Annotated in this window: 12 protein-coding genes and 1 pseudogene; 1 reads left to right on the forward strand and 12 read right to left on the reverse strand. The window is 34.2% G+C overall.

All coding sequences use genetic code 11. The features are described 5' to 3' along the window. Positions 1-55 precede the first annotated feature (55 nt). The 10 genes and pseudogenes from DT250_RS32835 to DT250_RS26375 form a co-directional block, all read right to left on the reverse strand. Positions 56-1,003 carry a methyl-accepting chemotaxis protein gene (locus tag DT250_RS32835; RefSeq protein ID WP_438285567.1) on the reverse strand — a complete coding sequence of 316 codons (948 nt, stop codon included), beginning with the start codon at positions 1,001-1,003 and terminating at the stop codon, positions 56-58. After that, positions 995-2,038 (reverse strand): annotated as a pseudogene (locus DT250_RS32840) (HAMP domain-containing protein); the annotation flags it as partial. The pseudogene DT250_RS32840 and the gene DT250_RS32835, both read right to left, overlap by 9 nt. Positions 2,039-2,388: 350 nt before the next feature. Continuing rightward, positions 2,389-3,138, reverse strand: a complete 750-nt coding sequence (locus DT250_RS26340) for a C39 family peptidase (protein ID WP_116442942.1) — start codon at positions 3,136-3,138, stop codon at positions 2,389-2,391. A 13-nt stretch (positions 3,139-3,151) separates the two neighbouring features. Next, positions 3,152-3,973, reverse strand: a complete 822-nt coding sequence (locus tag DT250_RS26345) for a transporter (protein ID WP_149213943.1) — start codon at positions 3,971-3,973, stop codon at positions 3,152-3,154. 206 nt (positions 3,974-4,179) lie between these two features. Beyond that, entirely contained in the window at positions 4,180-5,430 is a 1,251-nt protein-coding gene (locus tag DT250_RS26350; RefSeq protein WP_088061774.1) for a sensor histidine kinase, read from the reverse strand. Continuing rightward, positions 5,427-6,098: a response regulator transcription factor gene (locus tag DT250_RS26355; protein ID WP_088061772.1), complete on the reverse strand. Its 672-nt coding sequence runs from the start codon at positions 6,096-6,098 to the stop codon at positions 5,427-5,429. The genes DT250_RS26350 and DT250_RS26355 overlap by 4 nt, the downstream gene beginning before the upstream one ends. Before the next feature lie 150 nt (positions 6,099-6,248). Then, positions 6,249-6,953: a metallophosphoesterase family protein gene (locus tag DT250_RS26360; RefSeq protein ID WP_048562841.1), complete on the reverse strand. Its 705-nt coding sequence runs from the start codon at positions 6,951-6,953 to the stop codon at positions 6,249-6,251. A gap of 646 nt (positions 6,954-7,599) precedes the next feature. Beyond that, complete coding sequence (locus DT250_RS26365) at positions 7,600-8,472, reverse strand: ankyrin repeat domain-containing protein (RefSeq protein ID WP_097857531.1); 873 nt, start codon at positions 8,470-8,472, stop codon at positions 7,600-7,602. A gap of 289 nt (positions 8,473-8,761) precedes the next feature. Then, a complete protein-coding gene (locus DT250_RS26370; protein WP_149213944.1) occupies positions 8,762-9,265 on the reverse strand; it encodes a nitrous oxide reductase accessory protein NosL in 504 nt (167 codons plus the stop codon). 131 nt (positions 9,266-9,396) lie between these two features. Further along, entirely contained in the window at positions 9,397-9,651 is a 255-nt protein-coding gene (locus DT250_RS26375; protein WP_087983445.1) for a hypothetical protein, read from the reverse strand. 253 nt (positions 9,652-9,904) lie between these two features. Between DT250_RS26375 and DT250_RS26380 the strand changes: the two genes are divergently transcribed. Beyond that, positions 9,905-11,209: a CitMHS family transporter gene (locus DT250_RS26380; protein ID WP_000880452.1), complete on the forward strand. Its 1,305-nt coding sequence runs from the start codon at positions 9,905-9,907 to the stop codon at positions 11,207-11,209. A gap of 47 nt (positions 11,210-11,256) precedes the next feature. Here DT250_RS26380 and DT250_RS26385 read toward each other — a convergent pair whose 3' ends face one another. Then, positions 11,257-11,949 carry a response regulator gene (locus tag DT250_RS26385; RefSeq protein ID WP_088061768.1) on the reverse strand — a complete coding sequence of 231 codons (693 nt, stop codon included), beginning with the start codon at positions 11,947-11,949 and terminating at the stop codon, positions 11,257-11,259. Further along, positions 11,949-13,559, reverse strand: a complete 1,611-nt coding sequence (locus DT250_RS26390; RefSeq protein WP_087983451.1) for an ATP-binding protein — start codon at positions 13,557-13,559, stop codon at positions 11,949-11,951. The genes DT250_RS26385 and DT250_RS26390 overlap by 1 nt, the downstream gene beginning before the upstream one ends. Between the last annotated feature and the right edge of the window lie 18 nt (positions 13,560-13,577).

A 13,577-nucleotide genomic window follows, 5' to 3' on the forward strand; every position in this document is an offset into this window, starting at 1 on the left:
CTGAATAGAAAAATAAGTAAGGTGAAAATAATATCACCTTACTTATCTGCTGTTATTATACTTTAAATTTACTAGTCATCGCTTGTAGTTCTTCGGCCATCCCAGCTAAGTTTTGCGAAGCTGAACTAATTTCTTCCATTGAATTCACTTGTTCTTCTGTTGAAGCAGCAACACTTTGCATACTAGCTGTATTTTCTTCTGCAGCCGCTGCAATTTCATCAATAGCATTTGTCACTTCATTTGCATCTCCAGCAATTCTCTTCGTTGTTTCTACCATTTGATTAACTTGAGAAACAATATGTGTAGTAGAACTTAAAATTTCCGTAAAACTTGCTTTCGTTTTTGTTACAACATCAAGGCCTTGTTGAACTTCTCCATTCACATTATCCATCGCCTTAACAGTATGTTCAATATCCGCCTTAATTTCTGCAATTAAATTTGCAATCTCTCCAGATGATTCTCCTGATTGCTCCGCTAATTTTCTAACCTCATCAGCTACAATAGCAAACCCTCTGCCCTGTTCACCTGCTCTTGCCGCTTCAATAGCCGCATTTAAAGCTAATAAGTTCGTTTGAGTAGCGATGTTTTGAATCGCTTCAGAAATAGCTCCTACCTGCTTTGATTTCTCATCAAGAAGTTTAATAATAGCATCTGACTCGGATACCGATTTAGAAATAGACTGCATTTGTTTTGCTGTTTGTTCAACCAATTCTTCCCCTTCTTCAGCTCTTTCTCTCGCATGTAATGAGGAGATAGAAATTGATTCCGCGCTTCCAGTTACATCTTGAATTGCTGTATTTACTTGTTGTAATGTAGCCGCACCTTCTTCAACACCTTGACTTTGTGATTCAGCCCCACCTGATACTTGTTCCATTGCAATTGTAATTTGATCTGTCGCATCATTTGCTTGCTGTACGCTCGCTGTTAACTCTTCAGCCGATGCAGCGACATGTTCTGCTGAAAAACTAATTTGAGTAATCACATCTTGTAAAGAGGCAGACATTTCATTAAATGAATTCCCTAATTTCCCTATATCATCCTTGGAATGGATTGTAATTTTCTCTGTCAAATCTCCCTTACTAATTTTATGTGCCGAGTCAGCTATTTTTCTTAATGGTCTTGTAATAGACTTTGTAATGAAATAAATTAATACACTACCAAATACAATAGCTATAGCAATAACAATCAAAGTCTTATAAAACACTGGATTCGCAGCTTCGGTAATTTCTTCGTCGAACATAACCCCGACTACTTTCCATCCTGTTTTCTCATTTGTTGCAAAGATTAAATTCTTTTTATCACCTTGTTCTGTATAAGACACATTTCCTTGTTTTTCTTCATAAATTGGTTTAATCCACGGATCAGTAACTTTTGCACCTGGTTTTCTAGATGGATGACTAACAATTTGCTTATTTTGATCTAGAATAACTGCATAACCTTTTTCACCAATGTTAATCATTTTGGAAATTTTTAAGATGTTATCTAAATTTAAGTTAATTCCTATAACACCTTTACCATCTTTTACTTCTTTAGCAATTGTCACTACCATATTTTTAGTAGATGCTGATTGATATGGTGCAGTAACAATTACTTTCCCTTTATTTTCATGTGCTTCTTTATACCAAGATCTATCTGTTGGATTATACCCATCAGCCATTTGGATAAATGGTTCTCTTATAAACTTTCCTGCCTGTGTTCCAATATAAATACCTTCTACTTCTGGATGAAGTTTTATATATTGCGTTAACTTCGTTCTTACTATTTCTTCTTGTCCGTTTGGATATGTATCCTCTGTTAAAATGTCTGCAAAGTACGCCGCATCAACAAATTTCTCTTCTATATTTTGAAAAATAACAGTATTTAAAACTGAAATATTCTCCTTTGCTTTACCTGTAATTTGTTGTTCAAAATTTGTTTTGGCAGTTTGATATGAAACACCACCGATAATAAGTCCTGGTATAGTTAAAATAAGAAAAAATGAAATGATTAATTTTTTCTTAATACTCATACATTTAACCCAGTTAAATATTTTTTGCATAATAATCCTCCTTTATGTAATGTGGATACTTGTGTAATTTTATACAAGTAACATATATAAAACAATATATAATGATAACATGTAATTTTTTTGTCAATTATGCATTTTTACATATTCACTACTTCTAAATATTTAATCATAAAAAATAAGAGAACCTCAGCTTAAGCTGAGGTTCTCTTATTTCTTTTTTGTCAACTATGCATTTTTACATATTCACTACTTCTAAATATTTAATCATAAAAAATAAGAGAACCTCAGCTTATATAATAAGCTGAGGTTCTCTTATTTCTTAACAAAAAACACCCACAAAAACTCCTCTTACAGTTCCTTACATCTATTTCCTTACTAATTCATTTAGAGCTTTTCACATAACTAATCGCCTGACTCCCCATTTGCATCCATGCCTTTTCAAATTTTCCTCTCGGCACTTTTACATCTAGGCTATCCTCGAGAGGATCCCGAATATATACAAATTCTTCATCGTATCCAATCAGTACTACACAATGTTCATTATACGTAATAGAAACATCTCCGCTATTTGTTTCCCATGTAGTAAATTCATCTTCATCTAATGGCGCAAATGTTGCATTCGTAATCATAACTACCGGTTGTCCTGATTTTACACTCTTATAAAGTTCTTCTATACTCTTCCCTGTTAAGTCCACAGCTTTATTAGGTAAATACTTTTTCGCTAATTGAAAAAGTGGTCCGTGATATACACCATATCCAGATTCAGAAAAGGTATAAATATTCCCTACAAATCCTTCATTCGGATTCCCACGTACACCATCGTTCATAAAATCAACTTTCTTTATTTCATTTGCTAATTGCATCTTATCCACTGTAATGCCTGCATATTGTAACATCATCGCTAAGCTAGTCACTTCACAGCCTCTATCTAGCTCTGGTAATTGCTGAATTAAAGGTACATTCGATAAGATGACCTTTTCATCATTATTACTAAAATCTGCTTCTTTTCCGCTTTGTATATTGAAGAATGTTAACTTCTCCACATACTTTGTAATGCCATTTTTATATACATTCCATACTGCTATAGCTAGTAAAGCCATACATATATACCACTTCCATCTCCGTATCACTCTCACGCCCTTTTTAGTTCGTTAAATAAGAATAAAACGCGTCAGCATCCGTGCGAATCACCGGTACAAAATTTAGTTCTTTTCCTTTTTCAGGCTGATCTTTTTTAATTTTTTCTGCTAATTCTTGAACGTTCATATTCGTTTTATCCATATTAAGCTCATCTGCCATTTGTAACACTTTTTGTTCATTAATTTCGCTTAATACTTGATATATATCTTTACCATACAAATCAATATGATATTTTTTTGCTTCTTCCTGCACTTTTTGTTCGTACACTTCTTGCGCTAACGTTTCTATCTCTTTTCCTTTTTGTGAAATACCTAACTTCCCTGCTTCCTCTCTTACTTTCGTTCCATAGATTTCTTCCGCAATGTCTTCTATTTCTTTTCCATTTGTCAAAATGCCTAATTTATCCGCTTCATCATTAATTTTAATCGTATTAATTTGATTAATTAAATTTACAATCGTTGTATTTTCTATAGATATACCTAGCTTTAACGCTTCTTGCTTCACTTTTGTTTCATAGATTTCTTCTGAAAGAGTTCCAACGTCTTTTCTTTCAATCGAAATTCCTAACTGTTCAGCTTCTCTTCCTACTTCCGTCTCATGAATTTCTTTTTCTAGCGTAATTTGTTCTTTCCCTTCCGTTTCAATACCTAGATTCTCCGCCTTTTCTTCTGTATGCACCGCATGTATCTTCCCATTATTTAATTGTTCTTTACTGCGCTGCGTGTAATTTGTCTTTCCTTGTGATGTTTCAGAAGGAGAGGCACCCCCTAATATGCTTAAGCTCATTACTCCAATAGTGAATACCGTCATCATTTTCTTTTTCAAAATTAATTCCTCCCTCTTACACTTTCTTTTCCATCATTCCCTATACATAATCGAAATAACATTATGATCGATATAATCTGCTCAAATACCTTTTTATAATCGCTTCTTCATAGGGCGAACTTTCTGTATATCATACATGTTATAAATAGTTTCTTAACTTTCCCTTAAAAAAAGACGACCTTGTAAAAACAAGATCGTCTTCTCACTTATATTCTTTGGTTTTTAGGGAAATTCACTTCAAAACAAGTACCCTCTCCCCATTTGCTATCTACTAATATTTTCCCATAATGCTTTTCTACAATCCAATTTGCGATTGAAAGGCCTAATCCCGCTCCTTCTGACGCACTTCTCGCTTTATCACCTTGATAAAAACGATCAAATAATTTTGGGATGTCCTCATCTTTAACCCCTATCCCGTCATCTTTCACTCGTATATGAATTGAGCTGCTCGTTTGCGTACAATCGATTTGAATATGTCCGCCCCCATTTGTATACTTCATCGCATTATCTAACAATATGACCATCATTTGATGAATTCTCTCTCTATCACCCATAAATGATATGTCATGTTCTACTTTCAATATCATCTCTTTTTCTTGATATGAAGCAATTTCCTTATATGGATCTACTATTTCTTCTAACAATTTATCCATTTCAAATGTTTTCTTATCCATCTCAATTTGATTAGAATCCGAACGTGCTAACAATAATAAGTTAGTTACAAGCTTAGATAACCGTCTACACTCCTTTGAAATCGTAGAAATATCCATCGCTTTTTCTTCTATTGTCGCAGATGGTGACTGGAATAACACATCCGTTTTTGATTGAATAACTGCAAGTGGTGTCCTTAATTCATGTGATGCATCCGAAACGAATTGCTGCTGTTTTTCCCACGAATTTTGAATGGGTATGAGTGCCCTGCCGGCTAAGAAAAAGCCGATGCCTATTGCACATAAACTTCCTACACTACAACCAATAACAAGAATTAAAAATAAAGTATTTAACATTTCTTTTTCAGCTGTTATATCGCGTACAATTTGAACTATTTTTGTATCTTGTTGAAATGCAAACGTTCTAAAATATTGCCCTTGCACTTCTATATCTTGCAAAGTTCCTAATTTCTTTGGAGAAAACTTTTCCAAATTATCTTCAAAGATAAAACGGCGTTTGCCGTTTTCAATACCTATCTCCACTGTGTTTCCAAGCCAAGTTAACTCCGTTATCCTTGGATCCCCAATCGGAGGATATCCCCTAATTTTTTTAGGTAGTTTTTTATCATCTGAATTCTTTCTATGCTGAACGGATTTTCCTATCGATTTATCTACTTCATTATAAATACGATTATATGTGTATGAATAAATGATACTGCCTAATACACCTATCAAGATAATAAATACTAATGAATTCAATATAGTCAATCGAATGCGTGTTTTCTGAAACATGCTTCCCTTTTTCATTGTTCTTTTAATATATATCCAATACCTCGAACAGTTTGAATATCTTTCTGATAACCGAATGGCTCTAATTTTTTACGTAAATGATGTACATACACTTCTACAATTGCTACTGTCGTATCTGAATCAAATCCCCAAACACGATCAAAAATTTGTTCACGCATTAAAATCTTTCCGCTATTTTGAACAAGGTACTCTAGAAGCTCATATTGTTTTAATGTTAACTTCGTACTTTGTCCATCTACTTGAACGTCTTTATCTTTTCCGAACAGTTCAATCCCTTTATAACGAATAGTCTGCTTTGTTGTTAAATTACCGCTTCGTCGTAATAAAGCACGAATTCTCGCTTTTAACTCTGGAGCCTGAAATGGCTTAACGATATAGTCATCCCCACCAAAGTCTAAGCCTTTCACGCGATCTTCTAAAGAGTCTCTCGCTGTCAAAAATAGGACTGGTGTTTCAATTTTTTCATCACGTATTTTTTGAATTACTTCAAAACCGTCCATTTCTGGCATCATCACATCAAGTAAAATGGCATCATATATATTTTGTAACGCTAGAAATAATCCATCTTCCCCATTCAATGCTGTATCTACTTCAAATTCATCGCGTAATATTTGGACAATAGACTCTAATAAAGAAGCATTATCTTCTACTACGAGTAAGCGCATATTCTCACCTTCCACCATATTGTTCAATTCTATTTATAATTATATTTTAACGTTTTTCTCAATATAAAATTTGAATGATTTATTATAAAAATTCTTTCTTAAATTTTTCTTAATAAAAAATTGAAAGAAATAAGACTCCCCTTATCTCTTTCAACTTTTTACTACGTACACCTTTTTACTCGGCAATTCTAAACAATTTAACTGGCCACCATATACAGCACCGCCATCAATCCCTATAATACGATTACTCCCAAAATACACGCCGCAATTCTCACTACCATGAAACGTTTTTGTTTCCGTATGACCAAATACAACAACCTTTTCACCACTATACCCACTATGAAACTCATTACGTATCCACATTAACGTATATGGTTCACATTCCGAAACTCGCTTCAATGGCTCAACACCGGCATGTACAAATATATACTCTTCTGTTTCAATGTAATGATCTAATTCTTGAATAAATTTTACATGTTCCTCTAAAACATGCGATTGTAAAATTGGTTTTTGGAAGGCTTCTTCATTAACCACAATATCTTCTTCTACAAAGCCATAGCTGTATAAAGTCTTATCTCCACCATTCCTTTTTACCCAATGGTTCCATGAACGTTCTTCATCAGTCGTTAACGCTTTAATCATCATATCTTCATGATTACCCTTTAGAACGAGGGCTCCCTCTTCTTTTAACGCTTTTACCTTTTCAATTACAGCACGCGCATTGGGACCACGATCTACATAATCCCCTAATAAAATCAATTGATCCTGTCTTGCATCATATTGAGCTTCTTCTAATAACTGTTCGAACTTTTCTATTTCTCCATGAATATCACTAATAACAAGAATTCTTTTCATATTATCCCCTTCTTTCTAAGCCACTCTCTTTCTAATTATAGTTCAAAACAACAGAAATTTCTGAATCCATATTCGAAATCACATTTATTACAAATAAAACGATTGTCCTTACAACAATGTAAGTCTCTTGTCATCCAATTCGATAGTTGCAAGTGCTATATTTCCTTATACTAAAAGTAAGAAATGAAACAAAAAACAAGGAGAGATGAGACATGAAAAAAGTGATGGAAGTTGTAGTAGCGGTGGCAGAGGTTTTCGTAAATGGCAAACAAGTTGCAATGGAGTTAAATAAATAATGAAAAGGACAAGATTCATTCTAGACCCTTTACTCATATAAAAGAGATAAGACTTCTTCATTTTTTTGATCCCTTATCTCCTTGTAAAAAAAGCCGTATCCTTTTTTGGGATACGGCTTTCTTATTGCCATGTTCATTTACACACTTTATTATTCCTAGTTGGTTATAAACAAGTAAAATCTCGGCTTAAATTGTTTTATCCTCCTTATTTACTATACCCTCTCTTCAAACAATTTTTTCAAAACAAAAATCCCATTCAAATACACATTACTGAATCCATCATACTAAATGACTTCTTCATTCTGTCTATCTAAATGAGATTATTTCGTACTTTTTATTTCTTTATCTTGTTATTCCACCGGTTGTGGTTGTGGCTGTACGACTTCATTCGCTCCAGCTAACCTCAACATATTTGCAATATCTTTAAAACCTCTTTTTTCAGCATATTGCAGTGGCGTAATATTTTCCTTATTGGCCATATTTACATCTGCCCCGTGGTCAATAAGCATTTGAATTACTTTCTTATGATTTTCACTACCATTTCCTAATACGATTGCTTCTACTACAGCTGTTCCACCACGATCATTTCTATAGTTCACATCAATATCTGTATGCTCTAATAACTCTTTTACGACCTCTACATGGCCACGTTCAGATGCAGAAATGAGTGCTGTTCCACCTGATTTAGTAGTTTCTTTCGTATTAACCCCTGCATTAATTAGTAGCTTTACAATGTCTGTATATCCTTCTCTACTTGCATAAAGAAATGGATTACTTTGTTTCTCATCTTTCCTTTCAATATTAGCACCTGCACCAATTAATGCTTTAACTGTCTCTACATGATTTTGATACGTTGCTGCAAGGATAGGAGTTTCTCCGTTGTCACCTTCTACGTTTATATTGGCTCCATCTTGAATCAGCTTCATAGCTGTTTCCGTGTCTCCAAGAGTCGCAGAAAGTAGCAACTGTTTGTCCATTAAATTTATACTTTTTTCTTCTTTAGGTTCTTCCTGTTCTTTATGCTTTTCTTTTTTCTTTTCGTTTTTCACATGAACCGGTTTCGATTCTGGCTCCTCTTGCTTATCGCAAGCCACTACCGTCATTAAAAGTCCTAATAACATACATAATAAAATTTTTTGTTTTCTCACAACTACAGCTCCTATGAAAGATAATGTTTTCTTAACCATTCCTCCATCACATACAATAACTCTTCTTGAGTACATTTATCCATAAGCCCTTTATATTCCTTCTTTAATCGGATTATCTTAAAACCTATACTATGTTTCTCAACCTATTGGAATGATGTGCCTGATGGCCTCATCATTAACATTATGAAGCAATTAGTTTAGCACGATTTTACCGCATTTGTATACATTTCTAAAAAGTACATAAATGATTGCTTTAGGTTACTATATTCCATTGTAACCGTTCTTCTAAAATTTTTACACCTTTTCTATATTTGCACCTGAGTAATACTAAAAAAGACAACTTATGTAGTTGTCTTTTTTAGTATTAATGATGACCACCGTGATTTCCCTTTTTCGGGTTCCCCATCATCTCTTTATTCATTTCCCATTTATGCTCTGCTAGCTCTTTATATGAAAGAACTTTCCCTTTATAGTTAGACACAAAGTTTTCTGCATCCTTTTTATTTTCAAATGAAATGACATTATAAGCCATCGGTGTCGTTATTGTTTTATCATATACGTAAGTCGCATCTTCTAACGAAATCCACTCTTTCGAATCATAATCTCGAACAAATTTTTCTTTCGTCTTTTCACCTGGATTAATCTCCATCCATTTATACATACAACCGATATCATCAAACTTTAACGCTTTTCCATTTTCTAAAATGACTTCTGTTGCAAATTGATTATCCATTACCCCAATTTGGCAAATATCACACTTATCATGTTTCTCATCAATTGCTACAGCCTCTGCTTGTTTCTTACCACATCCTACTATTGTAAAGACCAAGAATAAGCATATAGCAAGTGTCACATACTTTGTTCTCATTTTACTTCCTCCCTAACCGTATCTTCCACAAGGAGCATATCAAAAAGTTGTGTGAGATTTGTGAAAAAATAATGTACTTTTTGTAATATAAAGACCAAAAAAGATGTGTAGCCATTTCTACACATCTCTCATCATTCACAACCTGTAATTAATAAATCGTCTTCTAACTTAACTAATAATGTATCTGTATTAATTTGCTGACCAACAACTACATTTACTAACCTTATATTTCCACTAATACCGACCGCAACTTTTTCAAGCTCACCGTTATTTTTTCGGATCATCATTAAATTTTCCCACTCATATACGTAAGAAGATTCATTAACAAAAATCTCTTCTACTTTTCCTTCATAAGAACTATAAATCTCTTCAATTCTCGTTTTCATATAAAATCTACTCCCTATTTCACACTTCAATATTTTCATCTTATTCTACCATTCTTACGGAGAGCAGCTTACTTTTTAAAAATTCAAATTAACTACCGTGAACAAAATGACCAAAATAAAAATTATGCTTCTAATGATGTTATTTTTCAAATTATTTACCATTTGAATGAATGCTTTTATGATAAATAAAAAACACTTTTTCTGAATTTTCGTTACATTTTGAAAGCGCAATCATTCTTGAGGGGGAGATTACATGTTAGCACTACTTGGATTTGCGATGGTATTTGTCTTTATGTTTTTAATTATGACGAAACGTATGTCAGCACTAGTAGCATTAATATTAATTCCAATTACTTTCGCATTAATTGGCGGTTTTTATGCAAATATGGGACCTATGATGTTAGAAGGAATTCAAAAACTAGCACCTACTGGTATTATGCTTATGTTTGCTATTTTGTATTTTGGAATTATGATTGATAGCGGTTTATTCGATCCTGTCATTAGTAGGATTTTGAAATTTGTAAAAGGAGATCCTTTAAAAATTGTTGTTGGTACAGCGATTCTTACTATTATCGTTTCATTAGATGGGGATGGAACAACAACGTATATGATTACGGTTTCCGCAATGTACCCATTATATAAACGCCTTGGAATGAATCCACTTATATTAGCTGGGGTTGTTATGTTAGGAGCAGGAGTGACAAATCTTACACCGTGGGGCGGACCGACAGCTCGGGTTATGAGTGCTCTTGGACTAGACGCATCAGAGCTCTTTACACCACTTATACCAGGAATGATCGCTGGTGCAATTTGGGTCGTTTTCGTTGCTTACTATCTTGGCAAAAAAGAAAGAAAACGATTAGGAATTATGGATGTACAATACTTAAAACAAATGCAAACGATGGATGAGCAAGCTGCCACAGTAGAAGCTGCCGTTCATAAACGCCCTAAACTTCTATGGATTAACTTTTTATTAACTGTTACCTTACTTGTCTGTCTCATACTAGAAGTTATGCCGTTACCTGTTTTATTTACAATCGCTTTCGCCATTGCTGTTATGCTTAACTATCCGAACTTAGAACAACAGAAAGAACGTATTGCTTCTCACGCAGGAAACGTATTAGCCGTTGTTTCTCTCGTATTTGCCGCTGGAATTTTCACTGGTATTTTATCAGGAACAAAAATGGTAGATGCAATGGCTCAAAGTGTAGTCACTCTTATACCAGACGCTCTTGGACCACAATTACCGATTATTACAGCTCTTCTTAGTATGCCGTTCACATTTTTCATGTCCAATGATGCATTTTACTTCGGAGTATTACCTATTTTAACGAAAGCTGCCGCTGCTTACGGAATTAGTGCAGCTGAAATGGGACGTGCTTCATTACTCGGGCAACCTGTTCACTTATTAAGTCCTCTTGTCGCTTCCACTTATTTATTAGTCGGAATGGCCAAAGTTGATTTTGGTGAACATCAACGCTTTACGTTACTTTGGGCTGTTGGAACGACAATGGTGATGTTAATTACGGGAATTGTAATCGGAATTATTCCAATATAAGACGTAAAAAAACAGTAGAAGAAATGTAATTCTCTACTGTTTTTTTGTTATGAAGAAACAAGAAAATACCTTCTTTCTGGTCTCCCTACACTCCCATATATAAGCTCCGCATGAACTTTCTTTCCAGATATTAAATACTCTAAATAACGCCTCGCTGTTGATCGGCTTACCCCAACCATTGAGCTTAACACTTCTGCCGTAATACCTTCTTCATCAACTGCTAACATATGCTTTTTTATTTTTGCTAAAGTTAAAGGATCTATCCCTTTCGGGGCATATTCTATTTCATTTCCCTTTACGCCTCTTTGAGACCATAAATGTTCAATTTGTTCTATAGATAATTGATTAGTTTTTTTTAACTGCACAATCTTTTTTTGGTAACTTTCCAAACTCGCTTTAAATCGATCAAACATAAGTGGCTTTACGATATAATCTGTTACTCCGCCTCGTAGAGCGTGCCTCACTACATCTGTTTCCGAAGCAGCTGTAATCATAATAATATCTGTATCATGCAAATTATTCCTAATATATGTGACAAGTTCGGTTCCTTGCATATCAGGTAAGTACACGTCTAATAAAACGAGTTGTGGCTTCACAAACTCTAGCCATTCTTTCGCTTGTTCTCCAGTCGTTGCTGTTCCAATTACTTTAAATCCCTCAATCTTTTCAGTAAAACGACGATGAATGTCCGCAATTCGAATATCATCTTCTACAATCAATACTTCAATCTCCTCACCCATTACAATTCGCCTCTCTCTTTTGGTAATGCAATAATAAATAATGCACCACCTAAATCCCCTTTTTCGATTGCAATACTCCCATTTAAATCTTCTACTAACTCTTTCACTTTTGCTAATCCATATCCTCGTTTCCCGCCTTCTTTCGTCGAGAAGCCTTTATAAAATATGCTAGTAATGACTTCATCATGAATCCCTTGTCCTGAATCTTCCACTTCAATTACTATCTCTTCTCCAATATCAGTTACAAACATCCTTACCTTCTTATCATTCTCTTCATTTCTTTCAATTGCTTCAAATGCATTCGTAATTAAATTTCCTAAAATAGAAACGACGTAATTACTCTCAATATGCGGGCTTAATTTATCTAAGCTACTTTCTCGATCTAGCATAAAATCAATCTTTAACTCTCGCGCTCTATTATAGAATCCAATTAAAATTCCACCTAACCATGGATTTTGAATTCGCTTCATAATAAATTGAACAAAATCTTGATATACCGCTGTTTCCTTATGAATAAGCTCTAAAGCATCTTCATATGATTCTAACTGGATAAGCCCCGAAAGCGTATACAACAAATTGTTATATTCATGCGTTTGCGCTCGTAATGCCTCTGTATATTGCTTCGTCTGAGATAACTCTGCTGTTAACTGATCCATTTCAGATTTCAAACGTAAGCTCGATACAACGCCAGTTACTTTATTCTTTACTTTAATAGGTAGACGGTTCGCAATAACAGCCTGCCCTTTTATATTTAATTGACGATCAAACTGTTCTTCACCAGTTTGAAGTACATCTAGTATCGTTGAATTAGGAATTACATTTAAAATAAATTCTCCAATAATATTACGCTGTTCATCTAACGAAAGAATATCATAAGCCGCTTGATTGACTAAACTAATCATGCCATTATAATCAATGACAATAATCCCTTCACGTACAGATTGAATCACTGTACTATGCTCTTCATATAAAGATGAAATTTCTTCTGGCTCCATCCCAAACATCATTCTTTTTATACTTCCGGCTAAATATATAGAACCAATTATCCCGATTAAAAGACCTATTACTGTAATCCAAAATACACGCTTTCCATATACTTCTACCGCTCCATGAATATCATCCATTGAAAATCCAACAGACACCACGCCTATAATTTCATTTTCCTGATTACGGATTGGAACTTTGCCGCGTAATGAAGGACCTAATGATCCAGTTGCTTTCGAAATATAAGATTTTCCTTCTACTAGAACTCCTTTATTATCTCCACCAACCATTGCTTCTCCTATTTTATCTCGCTTAGGATGTGCATATCGAATCCCCTCTTTGTTTCCAACTACAATAAAATCAGCATCTGTATCAATTCGAATTTTTTCTGCAATTGGCTGAATGATAGAAGCTGGGTTTTCTTTTTGAAAAGCTTCCGTTATTTCAGGTATAGCAGCAACTGTTTTCGCAACATGCAAAGCCCGTTTCCCAATTTGCTCTTCTACCGTTTCAGACAATATGTAATAAAATAAATAACTTGTTAATAGAAGTACGACTAGAATAAGTGTACTAATTGTTATTGTGATTCTCGGTTGTAGTTTTAACTTTTTAAATTTCAAAACCATTCCCCTAACATAATTAAA

Source organism: Bacillus sp. AR2-1, from assembly GCF_008368755.1.
GTDB lineage: Bacteria > Bacillota > Bacilli > Bacillales > Bacillaceae_G > Bacillus_A > Bacillus_A wiedmannii.

Bases quoted from the DNA above. Each gene is read 5' to 3' on its own strand.
- DT250_RS32835 (WP_438285567.1), bottom strand. From the start codon at position 1,003: ATGTCTGCCTCTTTACAAGATGTGATTACTCAAATTAGTTTTTCAGCA.
- DT250_RS26350 (WP_088061774.1), bottom strand. From the start codon at position 5,430: ATGAAAAAGGGAAGCATGTTTCAGAAAACACGCATTCGATTGACTATA.
- DT250_RS26355 (WP_088061772.1), bottom strand. From the start codon at position 6,098: ATGCGCTTACTCGTAGTAGAAGATAATGCTTCTTTATTAGAGTCTATT.
- DT250_RS26360 (WP_048562841.1), bottom strand. From the start codon at position 6,953: ATGAAAAGAATTCTTGTTATTAGTGATATTCATGGAGAAATAGAAAAG.
- DT250_RS26365 (WP_097857531.1), bottom strand. From the start codon at position 8,472: ATGTACTCAAGAAGAGTTATTGTATGTGATGGAGGAATGGTTAAGAAA.
- DT250_RS26370 (WP_149213944.1), bottom strand. From the start codon at position 9,265: ATGAGAACAAAGTATGTGACACTTGCTATATGCTTATTCTTGGTCTTT.
- DT250_RS26375 (WP_087983445.1), bottom strand. From the start codon at position 9,651: ATGAAAACGAGAATTGAAGAGATTTATAGTTCTTATGAAGGAAAAGTA.
- DT250_RS26380 (WP_000880452.1), top strand. From the start codon at position 9,905: ATGTTAGCACTACTTGGATTTGCGATGGTATTTGTCTTTATGTTTTTA.
- DT250_RS26385 (WP_088061768.1), bottom strand. From the start codon at position 11,949: ATGGGTGAGGAGATTGAAGTATTGATTGTAGAAGATGATATTCGAATT.
- DT250_RS26390 (WP_087983451.1), bottom strand. From the start codon at position 13,559: ATGGTTTTGAAATTTAAAAAGTTAAAACTACAACCGAGAATCACAATA.